Consider the following 25,320-nt stretch of genomic DNA (forward strand, 5'->3'; position numbering starts at 1 on the left):
CGTCACATCGGGATCGCGGGCTCGTTCTCGATGCCGAGGACGTGGGCACGCGCCTCGGCGAGGACGAAGATCGAGCCGGCGACGATCACGAGGCCGCTCTGCCCGGCGCGAGCGCGGGCGCGATCGACGCCCGATGCGATCGTCGGGGCGCTCTGGGTATGCGCGTGCTGCGCGATGACCTCGGGACGCTCGGCGCGCGGCATGTCGGGCGCGACCGCGATGATGTGATCGACCTGCGGGCGGAGGATGTCGAGCATCTCGCGCCACGGCTTGTCCGCCATCGCGCCGAGGACGAGCACGCGCGGCCCGGTGCGCGGCAGCGATGCGAGGTGGGCGGCGAGGGCGCGGCACCCGTGGGGGTTGTGGGCGGCGTCGACGATCACGGAGGGAGAGCCGTCGAGCGTCTCGAGCCGGCCGGGCCAGTGCGCGGTGCGGAGGCCTTCGCGGACAGCGTGGTCGTCGATGTGGAGGCCGCGGGCGCGGAGGACGTCGACGAGTGTGAGGACGACCGCGAGGTTGGCGCGCTGGAATGCGCCGGGGAGAGGCGGTTCTTGGGAAAGATCGCGTGTGGCGGGCACGATTGGCGCACCCACGTTCGATGCGTGGGCCTCGATCGCGTGCCGGGCATCCTCGTCGACGGGTCCGAGGACGAGGGGGACGCCGGGCTTCGCGATGCCCGCTTTCTCGCGCGCGATCTCGGCGATCGTGGAGCCGAGATACTGCTGGTGATCCAGCGCGATTGAGGTGATCGCGGTCGCGAGCGGTGCGTCGATGACGTTGGTGGCGTCGAGACGCCCGCCGAGGCCGACCTCGAGCACCACGACGTCGCAGGCGGCGTCGCGGAAGGTCTCGAGCGCGATCAGTGTGGTGACCTCGAAAAACGTCAGCTGCGGTGCGTCGGGAGCGTCGACCGTGGTTCGAATCGACGAGGCACGACGCGCGACCTCGTCCTTCGACACGGACCGACCGTCGACGCGAATACGTTCCCGGAACGAGTGCAGATGCGGGGACGTATAGAGCCCGGTACGCAGCCCCGACGCGCGCAGCACGCCCTCGAGCATCGCGCACACGCTGCCCTTCCCGTTCGTGCCCGCGACGTGGACGACACGCAGCCCGCGATGGGGATCGCCCCGCAGCGCGAGCGCCGCGTGCATGCGATCGAGCTCGAGCCGGATCCCGCGCGGCTGCAGCGCGTAGAGCCAGCGCAGGGACTCTTCGTAGGTCACGCGCTCAGCCGACGAGGTGGCCGAGCACGCGCGCGATCGTCGCGCGCATCTCGCGACGCTGCGCGATCACGTCGATCATGCCGTGATCGAGCAGGAACTCCGAGCGCTGGAACCCCTCGGGAAGCTTCTGGCGGATCGTGTTCTCGATCACGCGCGGCCCCGCGAAGCCGATCAGCGCGCGCGGCTCCGCGATGTTCACGTCACCGAGGAGCGCGAAGCTCGCGGCGACGCCGCCGGTCGTCGGATGCAGGAGCACGCTGACGAAGGGCATGCCGGCCTCGCGCACGCGACCGAGCGCGGAGACCGTCTTCGCCATCTGCATCAGCGAGAGCACGCCCTCCTGCATGCGCGCGCCGCCCGAGCTCGAGAGCAGGATCGCGGGCTGCTTCCGCTCGGCAGCGCGCTCGAACATGCGCGCGATCTTCTCGCCGACGACCGAGCCCATCGAGCCGCCCATGAAGCGGAAGACGAACGCGCCGATCTGGACGCCGCGCCCTTCGACCGTGCCGCTGCCGACCATCATCGCGTCGTCGACGCCGGTCTTCTTGCGGGTCGCGCGGACGCGATCGGGGTACGGCTTGCTGTCGTTGAACGCGAGCGGATCGCCGGAGACGAGGCCGATGTCGTGCTCCTCGAACGAACCCGGGTCGAGGAGGAGCTCCACCCACGACTCCGCGCTCATCGGGTAGTGGTGGTTGCACTCCGGGCAGACCTCGAGGTTCTCGGTGAACTCCTCGGCCTTGAGCGTCGCGCCGCACGATTCGCAGCGGCGAAACACACCTCGGCCGATCGTCTTCTTCTCCGAGGCGTCGATCGTCGCGCGGTTCTTGGTGAACCAGGCCATGCGAGGGGGCGGGGATAACACGAGGGCGCTCGCTCGGAAAGGCGGCGCGTCGTAACACATCGCGTCATGCCGATCAGCGCGCCCTTCCGTTCCACCCAGCGCGTCTACTTCGACGATCTCGATGCGCTGAACATCCTGCACAACGTGCGTTTCCTGCTGTTCATGGAGCGCGCGCGCGGGGAGCTGTTCCAAGCGCTCGGGTTCCGCTGGGAGGACGATTTCGAGAAGAACCCGGACAAGTTCCACGTCGTGGCGGCCCACGAGATCCAATATCTGGCGCCGGTTCGCGGTGAGGGGGATCTCACGGTGGAGCTGCTGCCGGTGAAGCTCGGGACGTCGAGCCTGGTGATCGACGCGAAGGTCCGCGCGGTGCACGGATCGACGGTGCACGCGGAGGGGCACACGCGGCTCGTGCGGCTGGATCCGACGACGTTCAAGCCGTGCCCGTGGAGCGACCGGTTTCGTGCGGCATTCGAGCCGCTGCTCGCGCCGAAGGGCTGATTCGGGGATCAAGCGGCGGCGATGAAAGCCGCGTGTTGCTCGCGCATCAGCCAGGTGCCCGCTGGGAACGGAACGTCGCGTCGTCGTGTGCGCCACGCGTCGAACGCGAACCGATACGCGAGCCGAAATGCGCGCACGCGCTCTGCCGACTCGATTCGCGCGTCGTGATTGCCTCGCCCGACCGCGAACGTCGGATTTCGGCCGCGGATCGGCTCCCACGAATGTGCCCGGCGGTACGGCGAGAGCTTCTCGCAGCGGTCGCGGCCGACGAACGTTCCACCGCGTGCTCGGACGCTCGCGCGTGCAGCCGACTCCAGTGCTGCGACTTCTCGGGCGATGACGTCTCGGAAGTCGTCGTCCGCCATTCCGAGATCGCGCGCCGCACATGGCATCTCGAGGCGGAGCTGGACGCAGGGCGGCCAGTTGTCGTCGTCGGCCGCGAAATACTCGGCGGGACGCTCGATGCTCCAGGTCGCCGTGCCGATCTCGTCGGGCCGCGTCGTGACGCCGGGCCAGTCCTTCGCGCGCGAGACGAGCATCGCAGCGACCGGGTTCGCGATCGCGTACGCGATCTTCTCCGCGACTGCGTGAGGCGTGCGGAGCTCGACGACGCTCGTCGGCTCGTGATCCCAGATCGCGCCTTCCCACTTGCGCAGCACCTTCGTCGCGAGAGCGACGTGCCGGTGCAGGTAGTGGATGAACCGCGGCAGACAGCCTTCGGGATCCGAGACGACGAGGTGCTCGTGCGTGCTCATCAGCACCGCTGCGTGGATCCGGACTCCCGTGCGCTGCGCAGCGACCGCGAGCGCGTAGCGGAAGATGCGGTTCATGCGCGGGTCGGGCGCGAAGAGGTGATGGCGGCGCAGCGTGCGGCGGGTGACGAGATAGATGCCGCCAGGCTCGATGAGGCGTGGTTGGGTCACGAGCGCGGCGCAGCGCATCCCGCGTGCCGGCCATCGGGGGCCTGAATGCCTGAAAGAACGCAACGTGGGTCGGCGATGTGACGGCGGGAACATGGCGGACCGCCACCCCGACGCGACCCCTCAACCCCGCGCGACGATCACCGACAGCATCCGCCCGCTCTTCCCGCCGTCGCGTCGATGCGAGAAGAACCTCGCGTCCTCCGCGAACGTATCCCCACCGACGTCCTCGATCCGCCCGCGCGCGACACCCAGCTCCGCGAGCTGCGCGATCACCGCGCGCACCAGATCGACGTGCGGCTTCGCAAACCCCCGCTCGATCACATCCTCACCGCGCGCGACTGCCTGGATCTGCTCCGCCACGTCCTCGCCGACCTCGAACGACGCCGCCCGGATGCACGGCCCGATCGCGCACACGAGCCCCGACGCCGGCGCCCCCAGCGCCTCGATCCCGCGCGGCACCACGTTCGCGACCACGCCGCGCCACCCCGCGTGGATCGCCGCGACGCGCCCGCTCGCTTCGTCCGCGACCAACACCGGAATGCAGTCCGCCGTCCGCACGCCGACCGCGATCCCCTCCCCCGCCGCGACCAGCGCGTCCGCCTCCACACGCCGCACGCTCGTCACGTCATCGCCGGCGCTCACCGCGCGCACCGCGGCCCCGTGGACCTGGCTCGTCTCGTAGAGCCGCGCGACGTCGTACCCCACCTCGCGCGCGAGCCGGCGATGGTTCTCCTCGACCGCCGCGAGATCGTCGCCCACCGAACGACCCAGGTTGAGCGAATCGAACGGTGGCGCGCTCACCCCGCCGACCCGCGTCGCGAACCCGTGCGCGAACCCAGCGCGCGAAAGCAACGCCGACCGGATCACCATCCGGCTCACGACCCGAGCCTCCGGATCTCCGGATGACGCGCCTCGAGCTGCGCCACGCTCACACGATCCGCGTCCTCCGCGGGCGACCACACCACCTCGAACGCCACGAGCTCGTCCTCGCCGATCGCCCGCAGGGCTTCGAGCCCCGCCCGCAACGCTGCACGATCGCTCGGCCGCGCAACGTCGGTGATCTCCCGACGCGCCGCGACCACCACCGTCACCAGCACCACCCCCGGCTCATCGCTCGCCGCGAGCACCGGCGGCGCCTTGGTCGTCACCGCACCCCCGGTGTTGCGGATCACCTCCACGTCGAACCGCGATCGCGCGCGATGCGCGACCTCGACGAAGTGCTTCCGCGCGTCCTCCGCGTCCCGCAGCGCGCCGCCCTCGGCGTGCCCGTGCGTCCAGTGCGCCTCCGCGGACACCAGCACGTCGATCGCCTCGCCGAGCATCCGATGCCGCCCGCGCTGCGTGTTCGTGTCCCCGCTCGTCGCGAGCGCACGCATCGCGCCCTGCACCGCGGTGCGCGCGCTCGCATCGAGACCGATCACGATCGCCTGCACGTCGATGCGCATGTCCCCCCGCGCGATCGTCAGCGATACGGAGCGAACCGCGTCCCGCCCTCGAGACGACCGTTCAGCCGTCGCAGCTCGTCACTCGTGAACGCGTCCGGGCTCCCGAGCGGCAGATGCTCGCGCACGAACTCCTCGATCACCGAGCGCGCGCCACCGCCGCCCCCCGAGTCGTCCACCTCGGCCCATTGCTCGAAGATCGCGCGGCGCCGCTGCTCCGCGGGACGCCCATCGTCCTGCCAGATCCGCGCGAGCTGCCCACGAAGCCGACGCAGCCCCGCCGCCATCGCCTGGGCGCGCGTCTCGTCCTCGAGCCGGTTCCGCAGCTCCTCCGTGTGCTCCATGAACCACTCGCGCTCCGCCGCGTACGGGTCCTGCCCGCTCGCGCGCATGAACGCGTCCGTGATGTCGAAGCTCCCGCTCGTGGAGAACCCGTCGGTCTGGATGCCCGGGCGATCCTCGAACTGCACCGACCCGTCGGGACGGATCGTCGCCGTGAACGCGTGACCGCTGTAGACGTGCGTGCCGTCGGGCCGAGGCCGGACCTGGGGCCGCGTCCGCGCGAGGTACGCCTTCGCCATCGCCTGCGTGCGCAGTCCTTCGCTCAGCTCACGCTCGACCTCGGCCTCGCCGCGCGGGACGAGATCGGTGCCCGTGCCCCCGATCGCGCCGGCGCGCTCGCGCTGCGGCACCGAGGGTCCGGGCCCTTCGACCACGAACGATCGTCGCGCGACCGCGCTCGGATCGAGCAACGTGCGCATGCGCTCGACGCGCTGGGCCTCGGTCTCCCGCGGTGTCTCGTCGACGTGCGGCGCGAGCTCGGGCTCCTGCTGCGTGTCCGGCGTGATCGACACGCTCGGCGCGGGCGCGACGATCAGCGCCGCCGGCGCCGGCTCTGTTCGACGCGCGGTGGGCGGCGTCGGCCGCACGACCTCGGGCTCGTCGGGCTCGGGGATCACCTCGGGCTCGGGCTCCGGCTCCGCCTCGGGGACGACCTCGGGCTCCGGCTCGGCGACGACCTCGTCCGCGGGCGTGGTGATCTCGAGCGTGAACTCCGTGTCGGGGCGCACGTGCTCGGTGGTCGGGAGGATCTCCGGCGCGAACGCCAGGCCGATGGCGAGCACGAGGTGCGCGCCGATCGAGGCCGTCATCGAGATGGAAAATCGCTTGCCGCCGACGTCGTTCACGCTTCGTTCCGCGCCCTCGCGGGCTTGCGCTGCCAGAGCTCACCGCGCAACCCGAGCTGGCCCGAGCTGAACGCGGAGAACCCGCTCGATGGAGCGTCCACTCCCGGCGCTCGTGCTCTGGCCAGCTCTGCACGTGACGTTCCCCGCCCGCGATCGGCGCTCCCCATCCGCGCCGACGGCACCTGCTCACGTGGACAGGATCGCCCCCCGCAGAACCGACCCAGGTTCGATTCGAAGCTCGCAATCCGCGAGGAATTCCACTCCGGGAGCGACATCGTCCGAGCGCCTGCTAGACCTCCGGCCCCTCATCTCACGGAGACGCGATGGCGCTCAAGTTCCCCTCGGCCGAGTGGACGGCCGCATTCAAGGACGCCGTGAACGCGAACGCGGCATATCGCGAAGCCGGCAAGGGCTGGACCCACGGCAAGGTCGCCTACGTGGTGAAGGCCGATCCGAAGCTCGGGACCGATCGCGACATGGCGATGCTCCTCGATCTCCACGCCGGCGAGTGCCGTCACGCCGAGTACGTCGACGGCGACACCGCGCAGAGCGCCGACTTCGTGATCGTCGCCGAGTACCCGAAGTGGCGCGAGGTCCTCAGCGGCGCCGTCGATCCCACCAAGGCGATGATGCAGAACAAGCTGAAGCTCCAGAAGGGGCACCTCGGCACGATCGTGAAGTTCGTCGTCGCCTCGAAGGAGCTCGCGAAGAGCGCCACCGTCATCGACACGCAGTACCCGGACTGAGCGCATGGCGGCGATCGAGCTCGCGCCCGGCGCGGACGAGAACGGGCTCGCGACGATGCTCGCGACCCTCATGGCCGAGAACGTCGCGTCGCACCCGACGCGCCACCGCATCCTCGATCGCCTGCGCGGCCGCGTCGCGATCGTCGCCGAGGACGCCGAGGTCTCGCTCACGATGGAGTTCCGCGGCGGTCGCGTCGTGCTCCACCACGGCGTCGTCGGCATCCCCGACCTCACGATCCGCGGCGAGGCCGAGCTCATCGGCGACATGTCGCGCATGGAGAGCGTCGGTCCGCTCCCCGATCCGCGCGGCGAGGTGAACCGCACGATGTGGCGCGCCCTGCGCGAGAAGCGCCTGCGCATCCACGGTCTGCCGCGCGCCCTGCCGCTCCTGCTCGGCATGGGCGAGGTGCTCGCCGTTTCCTGATCCCATCAGGGCGATCCCCCTCCCGTCGTCGTTTCCGGTATCCTCCAGCCGTGGCGGGGTCGGAGGGACAACCCCCGGGGGAAGAGCTGATCGGCCGCTCGCTGAGCGGCTATCGGATCGAGTCGCGTCTCGGCTCGGGCGCGACCGGGGTCGTGTTCCGCGCGAAGCACCCGGATCAAGATCGTCGCGTCGCGCTGAAAGTGCTGCACGACAACCTCGGCAGCATCAGCTCGCTGAAGCGACGCTTCGAGCGCGAGGCCCGCGTCCTCGCGAAGCTCGATCATCCGAACGTCGTCTACATCACCGATTTCGGTGTCGTCGACGGGCACACGTTCATCGCGATGGAGCTGCTCGAGGGCCAGACGCTCGAGCAGCTCCTCGAGGACCAGCCGATCGATCTCGATCGCGCCCTGCGCATCACGAAGCAGATCCTCGCGGGCCTCGCGTTCGCTCACGCGCGCCAGGTCGTGCACCGCGACCTGAAGCCCGCGAACGTCTACCTCTGCAAGAGCGCCGACGGCACCGACCAGGTGAAGCTGCTCGACTTCGGCCTCGCGAAGATGTTGTCGATCGACGACCTCTCGCAGGACGGCACGCTCACGCGGAAGGGCCGCATCGTCGGCACGCCCGCGTACATGGCGCCGGAGCAGATCACCGGCGTGTCGCTCGACGTGCGCGCCGACGTCTACGCGCTCGGCGTGCTCCTCTACGAGCTGCTCGCCGATCGCCGTCCGTTCCTCAGCGAGCGCCGCAGCGAGCTCCTGCGCGCGCACCTGCTCGAGCCGGTCCCGCCGCTCGCCGACGCCCGCAAGGGCCTCGCGGTGCACCCCGACCTCGAGGCGATCGTCCGCAAGGCGCTCGCGAAGGATCCCGCGCATCGCTACGCCGACGCGACCGAGATGCTCGCCGCGATCGAGGCGCTCCCGCCGCACCCCGCGAAGATCGTCAAGCAGCGACGCGACGGCGATCGCCACCGCACCGGCGCCACGAGCGAGATCATCAGCTCCAACGAGCGGCGCGCGGTGAGCGAGGCCGCAGGCCTCCCGCTCGAGCCCACGACCGCGAAGACGCAGACCGCCAGCGCGAGCGCGCCGGGCCCGCTGACGCCCCCCGCGAACGTCTACGGCCACGGCGACCCGCGCGAGGACGTGTCGCTACGCCAGAACGCGGCACAGATCCGGCGCGAGCTCTCGAGCCGTCCGCCCTCGCCCGCCGCACCACGACGTCGCGGCTCGCGCGGCCCTTCGACGCCGATGCTCTACGCGACCGCGCTCGCGCTCTTCGCGATCGCGGCCGTCCTCTGGCTCACGCTCGGCCGCAGCTGATCGATCAGTTGCGGCAGTGGAGATCGAAGCCGCACATGAGCCCGGTGGCACACGGGCTCGCGGGCGGTGCGCAGCAGAGCTCGCCGTCGCCCCCGCAGCGCTCGCACTGCGTGAGCCCGCAGGTGTAGCCGACATCGCAGCCGCGGCCCGTGCAGCAGAGCTCGCCGTTGCCGCCGCACGCGCGGCACGTGCCCAGCAGATCGCACACGTGCCCGGCGCCGCACACGCTCGACGCGCAGCACGGCTCCCCGTTGCTGCCGCACGAGTTGCGGCACGTCCCCGCGTCGCATCCGAGCGCGCCGTCGCACACGTCGCCCGCGCAGCACGGCTCGCCGTTGGCGCCGCAGTCGCTGCAACGACCGCCGTTGCACACGAGCGTGTCCGAATCGCACGCGGTGCCGCCACAGCAAGGCTCGTCCTTCGCGCCGCAGCCGACACAGGTCCCGTCGTCGCACGCGAGCGCGACGTCGGCGCACGCATCGCCGTCGCAGCAGACCTGCCCCGACGCGCCGCACGGAAGGCACGTGATCCCGCGATCGCACACCAGCCCCGTCGCGCATCCGCGCTCGGGACAGCACGCGAGATCGCGCTCTCCGCACGCGGTGCACGCCCCTTCGATGCAGCCGAGCCCGGTCGCGCACGGCGTCGCGCCCGCGCAGCACGTCTCGCCGTCCGCGCCGCACGACACGCACCGCTCGCCATCGCACGCGAGCCCGGTCGCACACGCGCCCGTCGAGCCGCAGCAGGGCTCGCCCTCGGCGCCGCACCCCATCGTCGCGGTGCACGAGCCGCCCTCGCAGGTCAGCCCGTCGGCGCACGCAGGGCAGCACTCGCCCGGAGGGCACACGCACGAGCCCGCGACGCACGTGGTGCCGTCGGTGCACTGGACCGCGCACGTGGCGCTCGCATCGAGATCGCCCGGCGCAGCGTCGCCGCGACGCGGTGGAACCACCCCGACCCGCTCGAGCGCGCAGCCCCCCACGATCGCCGCGACCACCGCGACGATCGCCGCGTCGCGCACCCAGATCAGCGCCGTCGACGCCATCGCAACAGTCCTCCGATCACGATCGGGAGCAGCGCCACCGACCACCTCTCGTCATCACCGGGCATCGCGATCGCGCAACCCCCGCCCTCGCTCGACGTGCCGCCGTCCACGCCCACGCCCGCGTCCGATTCTTCGTCGACGCATCCGGGGCTCGCGCAGCGCAGCGCGACGTCGGCGCACTGGTAATAGTAGGGATCCGAGCTCCCGTACATCACCTGGATCAGCTGCAGCGTGCAGCGCTCGCACTCGACACGCGGCAGCGTGACCTCGAGCTCGTAGCTCCCTCCGCCGCCGCGATCCGTGATGTCGTCCGCGAGCACCTCGACGCCCGCCGGCGTGATCCACGCGCCGTCCATCGACACCGGCGCGTCGAGATCGTCGTCACCGTCGCGATCGAACGCGATGCGGTAGTGACCGTCGTGATCGACCGTCTCGTCCCAGCGCACCACGACGCGCTGCCCCGGCTCGAGCACCGTCACACGATCGGTGCGCGTCCCACCGGCGCGCCCGCACGGCGCTTCCTTCTGCTCGGTCGCCGGATATCGCGACGTGGGGCTCGTCATCGTGACGTGCGCGCGCACGGTCGCTGGCAACAGCGCAGCGAGCGCGGCGAGCAGGACGACGGTCCGACGCATCGCGCGATGATACCCGCGGCTGCCGGAGATGGTCAGGAGCGCCGTGCGTCGAGCCACGGAGCGGCGGCGATCACGCCGATCGCGACCACGAAGAACACGGCCCAGAACACTTCGTTCGCCGGCACGACACGAACGCTAACATTCGTTCTTGACAGTCGGAAGCTCCTCGCTAATCTCTGCCTCCCCCACGCGGAAGTGGCGGAATTGGCAGACGCACCAGACTAAGGATCTGGCGGGTAACCCCCGTGGAGGTTCAAGTCCTCTCTTCCGCAGATTCGTAAGGCGCAGGCCCCCGTTCGAACTCGTTTCGGACGGGGGCTTTCGTCTTTCCGGGGCTGTGTTTCCGCCGCAGCGTCGTGGTTTCCGCCGCAGCGTCGTGGTTTCCGCCGCAGCGTCGTGGTTTCCGCCGCAGCGTCGTGGTTTCCGCCGCAGCGTCGTGGTTTCAGCCGCAGCGTCGTGCCCGCGCTCTCGAGCGTGAATCGAAATCGCACGCACGACTGGCACTCTCGATCGCCGCGTGACTCACGCGCTCGCCGAGCCGGTCGAGCACGTCCGTCGTGCCCGCCTGCGCGTGCTCGGCCGTGCCCGCTCCTGCGCGCATCAACTTGACCGCTCGTCCCCACTCGTGCGCTGATCGCACCCATGTTCCAGGAAGTCCTGAAGGACGTCGTCGATCGCACCGAGGGTGGAATCGCCGGGCTCGTGATGGGCTTCGACGGGATCACCGTGGACTCGTACGTCAGCCCCGAGGCCGCGGGCGTGCTCGAGGTCGAGACCGTCGGCATGGAGTACAGCGTGATCCTCAAGGAGATCCGCAAGGCCGCCGAGATGCTCGACGCCGGCGCGGCGCGCGAGGTCGCGATCCAGGCCGAGCGGCTCACGACCGTCATCCGCCTGATCAACGACGAGTACTTCGTCGCGCTCGCGATGAAGCCCGAAGGCAACTACGGCAAGGCTCGCTTCCTCCTGCGCACCAGCGCGAGCAAGCTCGCCGCCGATCTCACCGTCTGATCACCACGTGACCACCACGAACGTGAGCTCCGCTGCGCCGGAGCTGCGCGTGCTCGTGCTCCACGGGCCGAGCCTCAACCTCCTCGGCAAGCGCGAGCCCGGCGTCTACGGCACCCGCGATCTCGCCTCGATCGAGCAAGAGCTCGTCGCGCTCGGTCGCGATCTCGGCGCGACGATCGAGAGCCGCCAGAGCAACCACGAGGGCGTGCTGATCGACTGGATCCACGACGCCGGATATCCGAAGGATCCTTCGGGTTCGCGCGTCGACGGGATCGTGATCAACCCCGGCGCGTATACGCACACCTCGATCGCGATCCGCGACGCGATCGCCGCGACCAATCTCCCGGTCGTGGAAGTGCACCTCTCGAACGTGCACGCGCGCGAGCCGTTTCGTCGTCGCTCGATGATCACGCCGGTCTGCGTCGGTGTGATCGCGGGCTTCGGTCCGCACAGCTATGCGCTTGGCTTGCGCGCGCTGGTGGGCTACGTACGGGCCCGCGTTTCGCCCTGAAGCGGCCCGAAAATACGACGCATCGCGTCATCACGAACCCGGATCAATCGTTCATGGAGATCGACCTCAAACAGCTCCGCGAGCTGATGCGCTCGCTCAAGCAGTTCGACGTCAGCGAGCTCGAGATCGAGAAGGACGGCGAGCGCATCTACCTGCGCCGCGGCGCCGACACAGTGGTCGCGCCGAGCGCGGTGATCGCCGCGCCCGCCGCGCCCGTCTCGAGCCACCCGCCCGCGCTGCCCGTCGCCGCCGCGCCCGCCGCGAGCGCCGCGAGTGATCCCAACGTCGTCGCGATCACGTCGCCCTTCGTCGGCACGTTCTATCGCTCGCCCTCGCCCGACGCGCCGGCGTTCGTCGACGTCGGCACCGAGATCCGCCCCGGCCAGGTGCTCTGCATCGTCGAGGCGATGAAGCTGATGAACGAGATCGAGTCGGAGATCTCCGGCACGATCGTCGAAGTGCTCGGCGACAACGGCAAGCCGGTCGAGTACGGCGACGCGCTCTTCAAGGTTCGCAAGTCCGGATGACCCGCGATCTCTCCAGCGGGCGGCAGCGGATCCGGAAGGTCCTCATCGCGAACCGCGGTGAGATCGCGCTCCGTGTGATCCGCGCGTGCCGCGAGCTCGGCATCGAGACCGTCGCGGTCCACAGCGAGGTCGACGCGGCCGCGCTGCACGTGCGCTTCGCCGACTCCGCGGTGTGCATCGGCCCCGCGAAGTCGGCGGCGAGCTACCTCAACATGCCCGCGATCATCGCGGCTGCCGAGATCAGCGGCGCCGACGCGGTGCACCCGGGCTACGGCTTCTTGTCGGAGAACGCGGAGTTCGCCGACATCTGCCGGCAGTGCGGGCTCACGTTCATCGGGCCGTCGCCCGAGGACATGAAGAAGTGGGGCGGCAAGGTGCCGGCGCGCACGCTGGCGCGCGAGCTCGGCATCCCGCTGCTGCCCGGCACGCAGGTGCTCGCCGACGTCGACGAGGCGGTGCGCGAGGCGACGAAGATCGGCTTCCCGGTGATCCTCAAGGCGAGCGCCGGTGGCGGCGGTCGCGGCATGAAGATCGTCCGCAGCGAAGGCGAGCTGCGCCGCGTCTTCCCGCAGGCGAAGGCCGAGGCGCTCGCCGGCTTCAAGAACGGCGATCTCTACCTCGAGCGCTACGTCGAGGAGCCGCGGCACATCGAGTTCCAGGTGCTCTGCGCGCCCGAGCTCGGCATCCAGATGGTGCTCGGCGAGCGCGAGTGCTCGATCCAGCGCCGTCACCAGAAGCTGGTCGAAGAAGCGCCGAGCGTCGCGATGACCGACGAGATGCGCGCCGACATGGGCGCGACGATCGCGCGCGCGATGAAGCAGACGGGCTACACGTCGGCGGGGACGCTCGAGTTCCTGCTCGACGAGCGCGGCAACCTCTACTTCATGGAGATGAACACGCGCATCCAGGTCGAGCACCCGGTCACCGAGCTCGTCACCGGGATCGATCTCGTCGCGGAGCAGATCCGCGTCGCGGGCGGCGAGGCGCCGCACTTCCCGACGTCGTTCGAAGGAGGACGCCTGCTCCGGCCGCGCGGTCATGCGCTCGAGTGCCGCATCAACGCGGAGGACCCCGAGACGTACGCGCCGTGGCCGGGGCTCATCACCGAGTACCACCCGCCGGGCGGTGCGGGCGTGCGCGTCGACGGCGGCATCTTCAGCGGCTGGCGCGTCCCCGGTGACTACGACTCGCTGCTCGTGAAGCTCATCACGTACGGACGCACCCGCGAGGAGTCGATCCGTCGCATGAAGCGCGCGCTCGGCGAGACGGTCATCGCCGGCATCCGCACCAACATCCCGCTCCACCAGCGCATCCTCGCGTCGCCCGACTTCGTCGCGGGACGCCTGTCGACGCGCTTCCTCGAGCGCCTCGGCAAGCCCGGCGAGAACGAAGCGGCGATCTCGAGCTGATCGCCCTCCCCGAACGCACGGCGCGCGGCTCGTCGATCGAGCAGCGCGCCGTGTTTTTTTCGGCGTCCGAACGCAGCTGACTGCGGGTCGGTATTGACCTGCGAACGAGCCGGTCCGTACACTCGCCGACACTCGGCAGGGGCCCGCGCAACCCCGCTGCACCGGACGTGAGCGTCGATCGCACGAAGATTCTCGAGGCCGCCCAGAAGCATCTGGCGAAGGGCGCCTACGACAAGGCGATCGCCGAGCTGCAGAAGCTGGTGAAGGCCGACCCGAGCGACGTCCGCACGTGGCTCAAGATCGGCGATCTGTTCGCGAAGAAGGGCTCGACGCGCGAGGCCGTCGACACCTACGCGAAGGTCGCCGATCAGTACGCGACGCAGGGCTTCTTCCTGAAGGCCGTCGCGGTCCACAAGCAGATCCTCAAGCTCGATCCCACGCGCCTCGACGTGCAGCTCAAGCTCGCCGACGCGTACGAGAACCTGCAGCTCGTGAGCGACGCGCTCGCGACCTACGAGATGGTCGCGGCGGGCTACGCGCGCGCCGGCAACATCGACAAGGCGCTCGCGACGCTCGCCAAGATGGTCGAGCTCGATCCCGAGAACATCCCCGTCCGCATCAAGTACGCAGAGGCGCTCTCGAAGGCGAACCGCACGAAGGAAGCGGCGGACGCGTTCGAGGCGGGCGGCAAGCTGCTCAAGGCGCAGGGTCGCCTCGACGACTGGATCAAGGTCGCGGAGCGCCTGCTCTTCCACCGCGCCGACGACGTCGCAGTCGCGCGCGAGCTCAGCAAGCTCTACCTCGAGCGCCACGACGCGAAGCGCGCGCTCGCGAAGCTGCAGCTCTGCTTCAAGGCCGATCCGAAGGACGTGCCGACGCTCGAGATGTTGGCCGAGGCGTTCCACCAGCTCGGCCAGCTCCCGAAGACGATCTCGGTCTATCGCGAGGTCGCGCGCATTCATCAGGAAGCGAACCGCGTCGAGGATCGCGCGCGCACGCTCAAGCGCATCCTCGATCTCGATCCCGGCGATGCCGAGGCGCGCCAGGCGCTCGCGGCGTACGCACAGCCGCAGCCCTCGGCCGCGATGCAGGCCGGCGCAGCGGTGCAGGCCGGCCCGTCGGCCGCGGTGCGTCGCGACATCGCGCCGCCACCCGGCGCCGTGGTCGCGCCCGCGCGCGCGCCGCAGCCCGCGCCGCCCGACAGCACGCCGACCGAGGACGAGCTCGAGGAGCTCGACGACGACGTCATCGAGGAGCACGACGACGACGCCTACGGCGAGGCGACGTACTCGCGCGACGACGACAACGACTACCCGAGCGCCGAGACCTACGTCGGCGGCGACGACGGCGACGAAGACGTCATCATCGTCGACGACGACGAAGAGCCCGCCCGCGTGTCGGCCGCGCCGGCGCGTGCGTCGCAGCGTCCGGGGTCCGAGCTGCCCCCCGAGATCGCGCGCGACGCGCAGATCGCGAAGCTGCTCACCGAGTGCGAGGTCTTCCTCCGCTACGGCCTCAAGCAGAAGGTCCTCGATCAGCTCCGTCGTGTCCTCGAGATCGAGCCCGGGCACGTCGAGGCGCGCGAGCGCCTGAAGGACATGCTCATCGATCGCGGTGAGATCGCCGCAGCCATCGACGAGCTGATCGTGCTCTCGGATCTCTTCGCCGATCGCCCCGCGGTCGCGCTGCTCTACGTGCGTCAGGCGCTCGAGCTCGATCCCGATCACGCGGGCGCCGCGAACCGCGCGAACGCGCTGCAGGGCCCGAGCTCGGGCATGCACCCCGCCGCGGACTCGCATCGCGCGCCCGCGAGCGGCTCGCACCCGAACGGCGGCTACCCGAGCGCCGGTGACGCGAGCGGATCGCGCGCGGTCGACGACGACGACGCCGAAGAGCACACGATGTTCGAGCCGCCGAGCCGCCCCGGCGCGAGCAGCTCGCTCGACGGCATCGCCCCTGCGGAGATGCCGGGCGACTCGCTGCTCGACGCGGTGCCGCCCGAGGACGGCGTGTTCTTCGTCGACGACGAGGACACGTCGGCGCCGACGCGCGAGCGCGATCCCGTCGTGTCGTCGCAGGTCGCGGCGCGCGATCCGTACAGCTCGGAGACGCGCGTCGCGGTGCCGCCTCCGGCGCTCGGCGACGAAGAGCCCGACTCGCTCGAGCCCGATCCTCGCGACGCGATGCTCGAGGCCGAGGGCGAGGTGCACGAGCTGCGCGCGCGCAGCGACGGCGATCCCCTCGCGCCGATGAGCCCCGAGGAGTTCGAGAGCGCGCCGCTGCGGCCGAGCGCGCCCGAGGTCGTGAGCGCGGCGCCGCGCATGTCGATGCCGCCGGGCGAGGTCGAGGAGCTCCTCGACGAGGCGGACTTCTTCGTCGCGCAGGGCCTCTACGACGAGGCGATGGCGATGCTGCGCGACTCGCATGCCGCGCACCCGCGCAATCGCCTGATCGCCGACAAGCTCGCGGAGATCGAGGAGCTCGCGGCGCAGCACGCGGCGTCGGCGCCGCCGCGCTCGGTCGCGCCCGATGCCGACAACAGCTTCCAGCTCGCCGAGCGCCTCGCCGAGGATCTCGGCGAGGCCGAGGAGCAGTCGCGCGATCTCGGCAGCGACGTGCTCGACGTCGAGCAGGTGTTCGCGCAGTTCAAGAAGGGCGTCGAGCAACAGGTCGGGCTCGAGGACACCGAGACGCACTTCGATCTCGGCATCGCCTACAAGGAGATGGGCCTGCTGCAGGACGCGATCGCGGAGTTCCAGCTCTGCCTCGCGAACCCGCAGAAGCAGTGCATCGCGCATACGATGATCGGCCTGTGCAACCTCGAGAAGGGCGAGGTCGCCGAGGCGATCTCGAGCTTCAAGAAGGGCCTCTACGCCGAGAACAAGACCGACCGCGAGGAGCTCGGGCTCTACTACGAGCTCGGCCGCGCGTACGAGCTGCTCCACGACCCGAAGGAAGCGCTCTACTACTACGAGAAGGTCCGGAAGCGCGACGCGACGTTCCGCCACGTCAACGACCGCATCGTCGCGCTCACGCGCCCCGCGCCCGCAGCGCCCGCGCCCTCGCTCGCGAACGACGACATCGACGCCGCGTTCGACGACCTGATGGGCGACCGAGAGAGCTGACTCTCCGTCGTCAGGCCCAGCGACATCGTCCAGCCGTCGACGAGAGCCGGAGGTCCACGGACGATACGCTCGTGGAGACCGTGGCGGGACGCGGGCGCGTGCGTAGTTGCGTCCGTGTTCATGGACAGAACGCTCCACAGCTTTCGTCGTCTCCGCGAGCGCGGGTTCGCGCACCACTTCTACGAACGTCTCTTCGCCGCCGACCGCCGTGTCCCTCGGCTCTTCGCGCGCACCGACATCGCGCGTCAACGCGATCTGCTCGAGCACGGCGTCTCGATGCTGCTGGCGCACCGGCGCGGCAGCGCGCTCGGCGAGATCGCGATGCGACGCCTCGCGCGCCTCCACGGCCCGGGCGAGCTCGACATCGGTCACGACCTCTTCGTCATCTGGCTCCGCGTGTTCCTGGAGGTCGCGGGCGAGCTCGATCCCGAGTGGACGCCGGAGCTCGCCGCCGCGTGGCACTCCGAGCTCGGCGCGTCGATCTCGGAGATGCACCGCCGCGCGACCTGACCGCGCCCGGAGACGGCGTCGTTTGTCATCCCGATGGCGCGGGGCGATGAGCGATGTTCGTGGGCGCGATCCAGACGAAGCGCCGCATCCTCGTCGTCGGCAACGACGGCGCGGATCGCGGGGGATGGGGTGAAGCGCTGCAACGTGCCGGCATCGACACGCTGCTCGAGCCGAGCCTGGAGCGAGCGCTCTGCGTCGCGGCGGAGCTGCGACCGCGGGGCGTCATCCTCGATCTCTCGATGGAAGGCTGCGATCCACTCCAGCTCGCGAGCGCGCTGCGCGCGCATCCGCGCACGCGTGATCTCGCGATCGTCGCGATCACCCACGCCGTGACCGACGACGTGCTGGAGCTCGCTCGATCACGAGGCTGCGACGCCGTGCTCGCGCGCACCGCGAAGCCCCACGCGATCGCCGCAGTGATCGCGCGCCTGCTCGATCGCCCGCGCGCCCGCGCCGCGTGATCGATCTCAATCGGGCAGCGCGAAGTGCCAGCCGAGCTCGCGCGAGATCTCGCGCAGCACGAGGTGGCCGCGCACGCTGCCGCCCTTCTTGTTGAGGCGCGGGCTCGCGACCGCGATCCCGCCGCGCCCCGTCGCGACCGCGACGATCACGCCGCTGACGCCGCTCTTCGCGGGCAGACCGGTTGCGCAGAGGTACGCGCCCGACTCGTCGTACATCCCGCAGGTCGCCATGATCGACACGACCGTGCTCGCGGTGCGCTGCGAGAGCACGCGCTCGCCATCGTGCGGCGCGAGCCCGCCCGTCGCGAGGATCGCCGCGAGCCGCGAGGCCTCGACCACGCTCCCCTCGATCGAGCAGAGCGCGAAGTACACCTCGAGCACCTCGTCGACGTCGCCGTCGATCACGCCGCTCGCCTTGAGGAAGTGCGCGATGCTGCGGTTGCGATCGCCGGTGCGTCGCTCCGACGCGAGCACGCGCTGTTGGATCGGCAGCGCATCGCCGTAGAGCCGCTCCGCCCATCGCTCGATCCAGGCGAGCCGATCCTCGAGGTGCCCGTCGAGGATCGACGCGAGCGCGATCGCGCCCGGGTTGATCAGCGGGTTCGCGGGGATCGGCCCGTGGGTCTCGAGCCGCGCCAGCGACGCGAAGCCTCCCCCGCTCGGCTCGCGCCCGACGATGCGGAAGACCTCGTCCTCGCCGCGCTCCTCGAGCAAGCCCGCGAGCAGCACGAGCTTCGCCGAGCTCTGGAACGTGAACTGGTGATCGTCGTCACCGGCGCGCACCACGCTGCCGTCCCGCAGCGTGATCGCGGCGCTGAGCGCATCGAGCGGCGCGTTCGCGAGCTCGGGGATGTACGTCGCGGGCTCGCCGTCGCCGCACGCTCGTGCGTGCTCCACCGCGCGGGCGAGCGCTGCTTCGATGTTCTCGCGCGTCGCCATCTCGCACTCAGTCTAGCTGGAGTGCTCGGCCGCGGAGGGCCCGCACGGGAACGTGCGGAGCACGCGGACGGAAGGACCCGCCGTGGCCGAGCCGATTTCGGACCGCGCTCAGCTCTCGCCGACGAGGTGCTTCTCGAAGAGCGCCCGGTACTTCTCGGGGATCGGCTGGGCACGCATCGTCTTCATGTCGATGCACGCGACGACGATCGTGCCCACCACCGCGGCGGTGTCGCTCGATCGCACCGTGCCGACGTAGCGGAACGTCGCCGAGCGCTTGCTCAGGCTCGTGACGCTCACCTCGAAGTCGAGGTCGTCGCCGAAGCGCACCGGCCGTCGGTAGTCGGCCTCGGCGTGCACGGCGGGCCAGCCCACGCCCTCGTCGAGGCACTCGCGATAGGGCAGCCCCTGTTGATCGAAGAAGTCCTCGAACGCCACGTGGAAGAAGTGGAAGAACTTCGGGTAGTAGACGATCCGCGCGTGATCCTCGTCGCCGAAGCGCACGCGCATGCTGGTCTTGAACGTCATCGGTCTCCTAGAAACGCTGCACGCGCGCGAGCTGCCTCGACATCGCGACGAGCGTGCCCTGCTCGTCCCAGATCTCTCCGTCTTCCTCGAGGTAGCCGCGCATCAGCGCGCGCGTGCGGAACGACGCGCGCAACCAACCGGGCGCGGGCCGTGCGCGCACGTGCACGGTGAGCTCGAGCGTCGGCACCCACGGCGTGCGCACCGCGCTCAGGTTGAGCACCGGCGGCGGGAACGCGTCGGCGAAGAACAAGAGCGAGAGCGCGTCCGGCGCGCGACCGTCGCGCAGCCGCACCCAGCCCGCGAGCTCGGCGCGCTCGTTGTGGGCGCCGCTCAGCCAGCTCAGCGTTCCCGGCGCGATCGCGATGTCGAGCCGCTCTCCGATCGACGCGACGCTCGGGGCGGGGCGCGATCGCTCACACGACTCGATCGGCGGCAGCTCGGGCGGCGTCGTCGCGATCGCGGTCGGCGCCTCGGGATCGAGCGCACCGAGATCGCCGAACGTCGCGATCATCCGGAGCACCTCGCGCCCCTCTTGGAAGAGGCGCGCCTCGCCCGTCGAGTGCCCCTTCCCCGCGCGCACGATCTCGACGGCGATCTCCGCCGGTCCCGGTCGCGCCGGCGCGAGGAAGTGCGTGCTCGCGCTGAACGGGTCGGGATGCGGCAGCACGGCTCCCAGCGCCCGCGCCGCGACCACCGCGAGATAACCGCCGTTCGGCGCGGTCCCGATGCTCCATCGATCGGTCAACGTGGCCGCGAAGCGCGAACGGCCCTCGTGAGGAGGGCCGAGCGGCTCGATCGCGGTGTCGTCGTCGAGCTCCGAGATCGCGCCTGACACTCGCTCCGTGACCAGAGGTAGAGCCGCTTCGCGCGCGCCCGCAAGCGGGTGGGGCCCCGCGCGCAGCTCGGGGGTCGACAGGGGGGCGCGCAGCCCCCCGGGGCGAATCAGCCGCGGATGCCGAGGATCACGTAGGCGGTCACGATGATCGAGAGGACACCCGTGAGCCCGGCGATCAGGGCCACGCCGAGCGTCATCAGCTCGTCCATCTTCCCGCTGAACGCGCCCGCGCCGCCGATGACGCCGAGCGCCGCGACGGTGATCCACCCCCACATCCCGCTCACGCCGACGACCAGCAGGCCCGTGAGCCCGACCAGCACGCAGATCGCGAACAGGAGGATGAAGCCCTTGTTGGCTCCGATGGTGCGGGCCTGCGCAAGCGCAGCCGCGTCACGCTGGTACCGGCCGTCGAGTTCGAGCGAGGACATGGTGGACTTCCGTATCACTGCCGACGGCTCCATGTCCATACCTTCCGAACGGGGTTGCCCCGTTTTCCGAGGCGGGTCGCATTGACCCGCCCGGGGGGGCCGAATACCATCCGCCCCCGCGTCGTTCTTCGGCGCATCGGTTTCTGCCGACCTGCTCCTTCCCCGCTGTGGCGGCCTGCCTCCTCGGTTGGGTCGGAACTCCCCCTTCGACCGGTGCTCGGCGTCGGGGGCTTCTCATCCAGATGCTCCTCTTCCTTCGCTGGAAGCGCAGCTCCGGAGACGAAGCGCAGGCCGGCTCCAGGCTCGCAGCGAAGGAGTCCTCATGCAGGCCCGCAAGCAGGTCGAGGTGAAGGCCCGCACCACCGCCCCGGTGGCTGCCGCCCGCTCTACCACCACCAGCAACTCTGCTCCTACGAAGCAGGGAAGCGCCTCGAGTAACCAGGAATTCAAGATCGGCGACAAGGCCGTGTACCCGGCCCGCGGCGTCGCCGAGGTCGTCTCCATCGAGGAGAAGGACATCGCCGGCAACCGCCAGCGCTTCTACGTCCTGCGGCTCCTCGACACCGACCACAAGATCATGGTGCCGGTGCTGAACGCGCAGAACATCGGGCTGCGCAAGCCGATCAGCGACAAGGAGATCAAGGAGATCTTCCGGATCCTCAAGGTCAAGGAAGTCCCCTTCGACAACCAGACCTGGAACCGCCGCTACCGCGGTTTCATGGACAAGATCAAGACGGGCTCGGTGTTCGACGTGGCCGAAGTGCTGCGCGACCTCTCGCGGCTCCGTGCGAACAAGGCGCTCAGCTTCGGCGAGCGCCAGATGCTCGAGAAGGCCCGTGGTCTCATCGTGAAGGAGATCGCGGTGTCCCGGGGCAAGAGCGAAGACAAGGTCCGCCTGGAGATCGAAGCGATCTTCGGCCCCAGCTGATCGCTGCCCGAGGCGGAGCCCCGGTCCGACGGCGCCGACTCCTCGTCGTTCGAGGAAGCGCCCGGCGAAGGCTTCGCGTCCGCTCGGTTTCGTCTTCGCAGTCGCGTCGCGCTCCGCCTCGATCTCGAGGCGAGAGCCGTGGGGTCAGACCCACGGCCCGCTCCGGAAGGAGCGGAGCGCCGCTCGGAAAGTCGGAAGCCGCGCGCTCGCGCGGTCGTCGCGCTGCCCGGAAGGGTCAGCTCGGTACGAACGCATCGGGAGCATCCGCGCCTCGGGGAAAGGAACCCCGCCAGATGGCGCAGAACACGATCGTGATCAGCGTCGACGTCGGTGAGACCCGCGTCGCCCTGATCGAGAACGGCATCCTCGCCGAGATCTACGTCGAGCGAGAGCGCGACCGGAGCCCGGTCGGGAACATCTACCTCGGCAAAGTCACCCGCGTGCTCCCGGGCATGCAGGCCGCGTTCGTCGACGTCGGGCTCGACCGCGCGGCGTTCCTGCACGTCGAGGACGTGATCCCCCAGGCCGACTTCGAGAAGCTCGTCGGCGACAAGGAGAACGGCCACGACGACGACGAGGACGACGCGTCGTCCGAGGGCGGCGCGAAGGACAAGCAGAAGTCCAAGAAGGACGAGCGCCTCTCGCGCAAGACGCCCATCCGCGACGTGCTGAAGGAGGGCCAGCACATCGTCGTGCAGGTCAGCAAAGGGCCGATCAGCACGAAGGGCGCGCGCGTCACGAGCCACGTCTCGCTCCCGGGCCGCTTCGTCGTCTACATGCCGACGATCGATCACGTCGGCGTGAGCAAGCGGATCGGCAACGACAAGGAGCGCAAGCGCCTTCGCGAGGTGATCGACTCGGTGAAGCCGCCGCACGGCGGGCTCATCGTGCGCACCGTCGCGGCGGGGCTGACGAAGGGCGGGCTCAAGGCCGACGTCGGCTATCTCGTGAAGACGTGGGAGGGCATCGCGGACAAGCAGAAGTCGGCGCGGAAGGCGCCGCAGCTGCTCTACAGCGAGCTCGACATCGTCCTGCGCACCGCGCGCGATCTGCTCACCGAGGACGTGGGCAAGATCGTGATCGACGATCGCGAGGAGTACCTGCGGCTCATGCAGTTCGTCGAAGCGTTCATGCCCGAGCGCGCCGGCGACATCGAGCTCTACAGCGGCTCCGATCCGATCTTCGACGAGTTCGGCATCGAGGACGAGATCGCGCGCTCGCTCTCGCGCAAGGTGCCGCTGCCGAGCGGCGGCTATCTGATCATCGATCAGGCCGAGGCGCTCACCGCGATCGACGTCAACACGGGTCGCTTCACCGGCAAGGGCAAGGACGTGGAGGAGACGATCCTCCAGACGAACCTCGAGGCCGCGAAGGAGATCCCGTACCAGCTGCGGTTCCGGAACCTCGGCGGGCTCATCGTGCTCGACTTCATCGACATGGAGCGGTCGTCGCACCGCGACAAGGTCTACAAGGCGCTCGTCGCCGCGCTGAAGAGCGACAAGGCGAAGACCACGGTCGTGCGCATCAGCGAGCTCGGCCTCGTCGAGATGACGCGCAAGCGCACGCGCGAGTCGCTCGGTCGCACGCTCTACGAGCCGTGCTTCTACTGCGACGGCACCGGGCAGCTGCAGAGCAAGACCACGATCTGCCACGAGATCCTGAGGCAGATCCGGCGCGAGAAGGACTCGCTGCCGGGCTTCAAGGTCGTGGTGAACGCGCATCCCGCGGTCGTCGACGCGATGCAGCGCGAGCAGAAGGACGCGCTCGTGAAGGCCAGCGCGCGCTACGCACGACAGATCGTCATGCAGGCGCGGAAGGACTATCATCTGGAGCAGTTCGATCTGAGCGGCTCGTGATGCTGGGGAGCGCGCGCGAGGAGCTCGCGGAGGGGTGATGTCGAAGAAGCCGGAGGCGGAGAGCGACGATCAGCGCACCTCGGAGCGCGTGACGATCAACAAGGAGTTCGAGAGCTTCGACGCGTTCATCCAGGAGTACGTGACGAACATCTCGCGCTCCGGCGTGTTCGTGAAGAGCAAGCAGCCGCTCCCCGTCGGCACGCGCGTGAACCTGAAGTTCACGGTGATCATGGACGACATCGAGACGATCGAGGGCATCGGCGAGGTCGTCCGCGTGCAGCACGATCCCTCGGGCATGGGCGTGGTGTTCCGCGAGCTGAGCCAGTACTCGCAGCACCTGATCGAGCGGCTGCTGACGTCGCCGATGAGCGGCGGCGGAGGGAACGAGAGCGCATGAGCAACGGGCTCGGGCTGCCCAAGCCGCTCGCGGAGATGAGTGACCGCGAGCTCGACGAAGAGCTGCAGCGCCGGCGTCGGCTGCGTGCGGCGTCGCGGCGGCCCGAGGCGCCGATCACCGACGCGGAGCGGCAGATGCTGGCGCGGTTCGAGCGTCAGACGGCGCGCGAAGACGGTGGTGGCGAGGGCGGCGCGTCGTGGGTCGCGGCAGCGGCAGAGCGCGTCGATCTCGCGCGCCACTACGCGGCGCTGGAGCTCAAGCCGGGCGCGACGCTCGCGCAGGTCGAGGCGGCGTACAAGGCGCTGGTCGCGAAGTACGACCCGACGAAGCACGCGGGCGATCCCGAGCGACATCGCGCGGCGACGCAGCTGGTGCAGGAGCTCGGGCGCAGCTACGCGATGCTCGTCGAGCGCCTGCGGCGCTGACGGGAGAGACGTCGCCGCGGTCCGCGTAGGATGGGCGCCATGCGCTCGTTCACGACGGTGATCGCGGTGCTCGCGCTGTGCGCGGGGTGCAACGAGCGATCGGGGATCGACGTCGATGCAGGAGGTCGCGTCGACGCGAGGATCGCGATCGATGCGAGCGCGAGTGACGCGGGCGCGATCGACATCGACGCGGGCGTGATCGATGTCGACGCGAGCACGGTCGGCGTCGACGCGAACGTGATCGATGTCGACGCGAGCACGAGCGACGACGCGGGCTCGGAGAGCGATGCGAGCCCTGGCGACGACGCCGGGGAGGAGCTCGACGCGGGCTCGATGGCCGACGCGGGCTCGAGCATCGATGCGGGCCCCACGCCTCCTCCCGGGCTCTCGGTGCCGTGCTCGAACGGCCCGGGATGGACGGTGTTCCGGCTGCACTTCGACGGCTCGTCGTCGCCGCGCATCGACGTGTGGGACGCCAGCTGCTCGTACTCGCTCGCGCCCGGGAGCGCGTGCGAGGCGCGCGTCGTCGCGTTCGGCACCGGCACGGTCGAGCCGGTCATGAGCGGGTACGCGGTCGCGCTCGGGACGTCGTCGCCGTATCTGCGCGTGCGGTACTCGGTCGATGGGCTCTCGTTCACGCGCGCGACGCTCTGGGTGCAGGCGCGCTCGTACGCGACGTCGTCCTCGACGAACATCCGCGCATGGTCTCCGCTCCACGGCGAGACCACGCGCGGGCCCGTCGACAACGACTGGACGTACGACTGGTACGACGTCGACTGGACCGACTATCTCACGCCGAGCGACCAGCCCTCGCTCACGGCGATCCAGATCTACGCCCACTCCGGCTCGGGGTCCCTCGCGGTGCACGCGGCCGAGCTCTGCGTGCAGTGACCTTCGGCTCCTCGCGCTCGCTCTCCTCGCTCGTCTTCTCGGCAGGCGACGGCGCGCGCACGGTGGCCGGTCGCGCCGGGCGCGTGCCACGACGCGCCCGGGTGGCGGGCTTCGCCGGCTCGGTCGGCGTCTCCTCGCGGCGCGTGCGTCCCGGCGCCGGAGGCTCGCGCGTCACCACCGGTCGCTCGACGCGGCGCGCGAGGCGCTCGCGGCCCTCGACCTCGGTGCGCGCGATCTTCCGCTC

The 25,320-nt window shown here is 70.2% G+C and carries 28 protein-coding genes and 1 tRNA gene; 17 read left to right on the forward strand and 12 right to left on the reverse strand.

Translation table 11 applies throughout. The features are described from left to right. Window positions 1-2: 2 nt before the first annotated feature. Together I5071_RS15370 and accD are read right to left on the reverse strand one after the other, a co-directional pair. Window positions 3-1,226, reverse strand: coding sequence for a bifunctional folylpolyglutamate synthase/dihydrofolate synthase (locus I5071_RS15370; RefSeq protein WP_236606206.1), 1,224 nt, complete (start codon window positions 1,224-1,226; stop codon window positions 3-5). 4 nt (window positions 1,227-1,230) lie between these two features. After that, window positions 1,231-2,070, reverse strand: a complete 840-nt coding sequence (gene accD, locus I5071_RS15375; RefSeq protein WP_236607648.1) for an acetyl-CoA carboxylase, carboxyltransferase subunit beta — start codon at window positions 2,068-2,070, stop codon at window positions 1,231-1,233. 66 nt (window positions 2,071-2,136) lie between these two features. On the opposite strand from accD, the gene I5071_RS15380 reads away from it, so the two are divergent. Beyond that, window positions 2,137-2,571, forward strand: coding sequence for an acyl-CoA thioesterase (locus I5071_RS15380; protein WP_236606207.1), 435 nt, complete (start codon window positions 2,137-2,139; stop codon window positions 2,569-2,571). An 8-nt stretch (window positions 2,572-2,579) separates the two neighbouring features. Here the strand turns inward: I5071_RS15380 and I5071_RS15385 are convergent, their stop codons facing one another. From I5071_RS15385 to I5071_RS15400, 4 genes are read right to left on the reverse strand one after another with little or no spacing between them, the layout of a single operon-like run. Continuing rightward, window positions 2,580-3,587, reverse strand: a complete 1,008-nt coding sequence (locus tag I5071_RS15385; RefSeq protein ID WP_236606208.1) for a transposase — start codon at window positions 3,585-3,587, stop codon at window positions 2,580-2,582. A gap of 27 nt (window positions 3,588-3,614) precedes the next feature. Continuing rightward, window positions 3,615-4,364 carry a peptidoglycan editing factor PgeF gene (gene pgeF / locus I5071_RS15390; RefSeq protein WP_268921253.1) on the reverse strand — a complete coding sequence of 250 codons (750 nt, stop codon included), beginning with the start codon at window positions 4,362-4,364 and terminating at the stop codon, window positions 3,615-3,617. A 5-nt stretch (window positions 4,365-4,369) separates the two neighbouring features. Beyond that, window positions 4,370-4,939 carry a DUF1517 domain-containing protein gene (locus tag I5071_RS15395; RefSeq protein ID WP_236606210.1) on the reverse strand — a complete coding sequence of 190 codons (570 nt, stop codon included), beginning with the start codon at window positions 4,937-4,939 and terminating at the stop codon, window positions 4,370-4,372. Between the two features lie 17 nt (window positions 4,940-4,956). Further along, on the reverse strand, window positions 4,957-6,087 hold the full coding sequence (locus tag I5071_RS15400) for a hypothetical protein (RefSeq protein WP_236606211.1): 1,131 nt from the start codon (window positions 6,085-6,087) through the stop codon (window positions 4,957-4,959). Window positions 6,088-6,446: 359 nt separating this feature from the next. On the opposite strand from I5071_RS15400, the gene I5071_RS15405 reads away from it, so the two are divergent. The 3 genes from I5071_RS15405 to I5071_RS15415 are packed head-to-tail and all read left to right on the forward strand — an operon-like array spanning window position 6,447 to window position 8,618. Continuing rightward, complete coding sequence (locus tag I5071_RS15405; protein WP_236606212.1) at window positions 6,447-6,869, forward strand: SCP2 sterol-binding domain-containing protein; 423 nt, start codon at window positions 6,447-6,449, stop codon at window positions 6,867-6,869. A gap of 4 nt (window positions 6,870-6,873) precedes the next feature. Next, a complete protein-coding gene (locus I5071_RS15410; protein WP_236606213.1) occupies window positions 6,874-7,293 on the forward strand; it encodes an SCP2 sterol-binding domain-containing protein in 420 nt (139 codons plus the stop codon). A 50-nt stretch (window positions 7,294-7,343) separates the two neighbouring features. After that, complete coding sequence (locus I5071_RS15415) at window positions 7,344-8,618, forward strand: serine/threonine-protein kinase (protein WP_236606214.1); 1,275 nt, start codon at window positions 7,344-7,346, stop codon at window positions 8,616-8,618. Between the two features lie 4 nt (window positions 8,619-8,622). Here the strand turns inward: I5071_RS15415 and I5071_RS15420 are convergent, their stop codons facing one another. Continuing rightward, a complete protein-coding gene (locus I5071_RS15420) occupies window positions 8,623-9,663 on the reverse strand; it encodes a hypothetical protein (protein WP_236606215.1) in 1,041 nt (346 codons plus the stop codon). Beyond that, window positions 9,645-10,298, reverse strand: a complete 654-nt coding sequence (locus I5071_RS15425) for an SCE4755 family polysaccharide monooxygenase-like protein (protein WP_236606216.1) — start codon at window positions 10,296-10,298, stop codon at window positions 9,645-9,647. The genes I5071_RS15420 and I5071_RS15425 overlap by 19 nt, the downstream gene beginning before the upstream one ends. A 189-nt stretch (window positions 10,299-10,487) precedes the next feature. On the opposite strand from I5071_RS15425, the gene I5071_RS15430 reads away from it, so the two are divergent. From I5071_RS15430 to I5071_RS15465, 8 genes are all read left to right on the forward strand, one after another. Further along, window positions 10,488-10,570, forward strand: a tRNA-Leu gene (locus tag I5071_RS15430). A gap of 370 nt (window positions 10,571-10,940) precedes the next feature. After that, entirely contained in the window at window positions 10,941-11,309 is a 369-nt protein-coding gene (locus tag I5071_RS15435; RefSeq protein WP_053238834.1) for a roadblock/LC7 domain-containing protein, read from the forward strand. A gap of 7 nt (window positions 11,310-11,316) precedes the next feature. Continuing rightward, window positions 11,317-11,820: a type II 3-dehydroquinate dehydratase gene (gene aroQ / locus I5071_RS15440; RefSeq protein ID WP_236606217.1), complete on the forward strand. Its 504-nt coding sequence runs from the start codon at window positions 11,317-11,319 to the stop codon at window positions 11,818-11,820. A gap of 53 nt (window positions 11,821-11,873) precedes the next feature. Next, on the forward strand, window positions 11,874-12,347 hold the full coding sequence (gene accB, locus I5071_RS15445) for an acetyl-CoA carboxylase biotin carboxyl carrier protein (RefSeq protein ID WP_236606218.1): 474 nt from the start codon (window positions 11,874-11,876) through the stop codon (window positions 12,345-12,347). Then, window positions 12,344-13,756, forward strand: a complete 1,413-nt coding sequence (gene accC / locus I5071_RS15450) for an acetyl-CoA carboxylase biotin carboxylase subunit (RefSeq protein ID WP_236606219.1) — start codon at window positions 12,344-12,346, stop codon at window positions 13,754-13,756. Before accB ends, accC begins: the two co-directional genes overlap by 4 nt. A 167-nt stretch (window positions 13,757-13,923) precedes the next feature. Next, a complete protein-coding gene (locus I5071_RS15455; protein ID WP_236606220.1) occupies window positions 13,924-16,881 on the forward strand; it encodes a tetratricopeptide repeat protein in 2,958 nt (985 codons plus the stop codon). Between the two features lie 120 nt (window positions 16,882-17,001). After that, a complete protein-coding gene (locus I5071_RS15460; protein ID WP_236606221.1) occupies window positions 17,002-17,391 on the forward strand; it encodes a globin domain-containing protein in 390 nt (129 codons plus the stop codon). 59 nt (window positions 17,392-17,450) lie between these two features. Then, a complete protein-coding gene (locus tag I5071_RS15465; protein ID WP_236606222.1) occupies window positions 17,451-17,852 on the forward strand; it encodes a response regulator in 402 nt (133 codons plus the stop codon). A 6-nt stretch (window positions 17,853-17,858) separates the two neighbouring features. Here I5071_RS15465 and glsA read toward each other — a convergent pair whose 3' ends face one another. The 4 genes from glsA to I5071_RS15485 all read right to left on the reverse strand — a co-directional run bounded on the left by glsA (window position 17,859) and on the right by I5071_RS15485 (window position 20,579). Continuing rightward, the gene (gene glsA / locus I5071_RS15470; protein ID WP_236606223.1) at window positions 17,859-18,791 is read right to left on the reverse strand and encodes a glutaminase A; all 933 of its coding nucleotides are present in this window, start codon (window positions 18,789-18,791) and stop codon (window positions 17,859-17,861) included. Window positions 18,792-18,899: 108 nt separating this feature from the next. Next, entirely contained in the window at window positions 18,900-19,316 is a 417-nt protein-coding gene (locus I5071_RS15475) for an acyl-CoA thioesterase (RefSeq protein ID WP_236606224.1), read from the reverse strand. Window positions 19,317-19,323: 7 nt separating this feature from the next. Continuing rightward, the gene (locus I5071_RS15480) at window positions 19,324-20,151 is read right to left on the reverse strand and encodes a thioesterase family protein (RefSeq protein WP_236606225.1); all 828 of its coding nucleotides are present in this window, start codon (window positions 20,149-20,151) and stop codon (window positions 19,324-19,326) included. A 107-nt stretch (window positions 20,152-20,258) separates the two neighbouring features. Next, window positions 20,259-20,579, reverse strand: coding sequence for a hypothetical protein (locus tag I5071_RS15485; protein ID WP_236606226.1), 321 nt, complete (start codon window positions 20,577-20,579; stop codon window positions 20,259-20,261). A 322-nt stretch (window positions 20,580-20,901) separates the two neighbouring features. On the opposite strand from I5071_RS15485, the gene I5071_RS15490 reads away from it, so the two are divergent. The 5 genes from I5071_RS15490 (at window position 20,902) to I5071_RS15510 (ending at window position 25,076) form a co-directional block, all read left to right on the forward strand. Then, window positions 20,902-21,507, forward strand: a complete 606-nt coding sequence (locus tag I5071_RS15490; protein WP_236606227.1) for a CarD family transcriptional regulator — start codon at window positions 20,902-20,904, stop codon at window positions 21,505-21,507. A 293-nt stretch (window positions 21,508-21,800) separates the two neighbouring features. After that, window positions 21,801-23,363: an Rne/Rng family ribonuclease gene (locus I5071_RS15495; RefSeq protein ID WP_236606228.1), complete on the forward strand. Its 1,563-nt coding sequence runs from the start codon at window positions 21,801-21,803 to the stop codon at window positions 23,361-23,363. Window positions 23,364-23,400: 37 nt separating this feature from the next. Further along, window positions 23,401-23,760 (forward strand): PilZ domain-containing protein, encoded by a 360-nt coding sequence (locus I5071_RS15500; RefSeq protein WP_236606229.1) that lies wholly within the window; start codon window positions 23,401-23,403, stop codon window positions 23,758-23,760. After that, complete coding sequence (locus tag I5071_RS15505; RefSeq protein ID WP_236606230.1) at window positions 23,757-24,185, forward strand: DnaJ domain-containing protein; 429 nt, start codon at window positions 23,757-23,759, stop codon at window positions 24,183-24,185. The genes I5071_RS15500 and I5071_RS15505 overlap by 4 nt, the downstream gene beginning before the upstream one ends. A gap of 39 nt (window positions 24,186-24,224) precedes the next feature. Further along, on the forward strand, window positions 24,225-25,076 hold the full coding sequence (locus I5071_RS15510) for a hypothetical protein (protein WP_236606231.1): 852 nt from the start codon (window positions 24,225-24,227) through the stop codon (window positions 25,074-25,076). Window positions 25,077-25,320: the final 244 nt, after the last annotated feature.

The sequence above is a fragment of the Sandaracinus amylolyticus genome (assembly GCF_021631985.1).
Classification (GTDB): domain Bacteria; phylum Myxococcota_A; class Polyangia; order Polyangiales; family Sandaracinaceae; genus Sandaracinus; species Sandaracinus amylolyticus_A.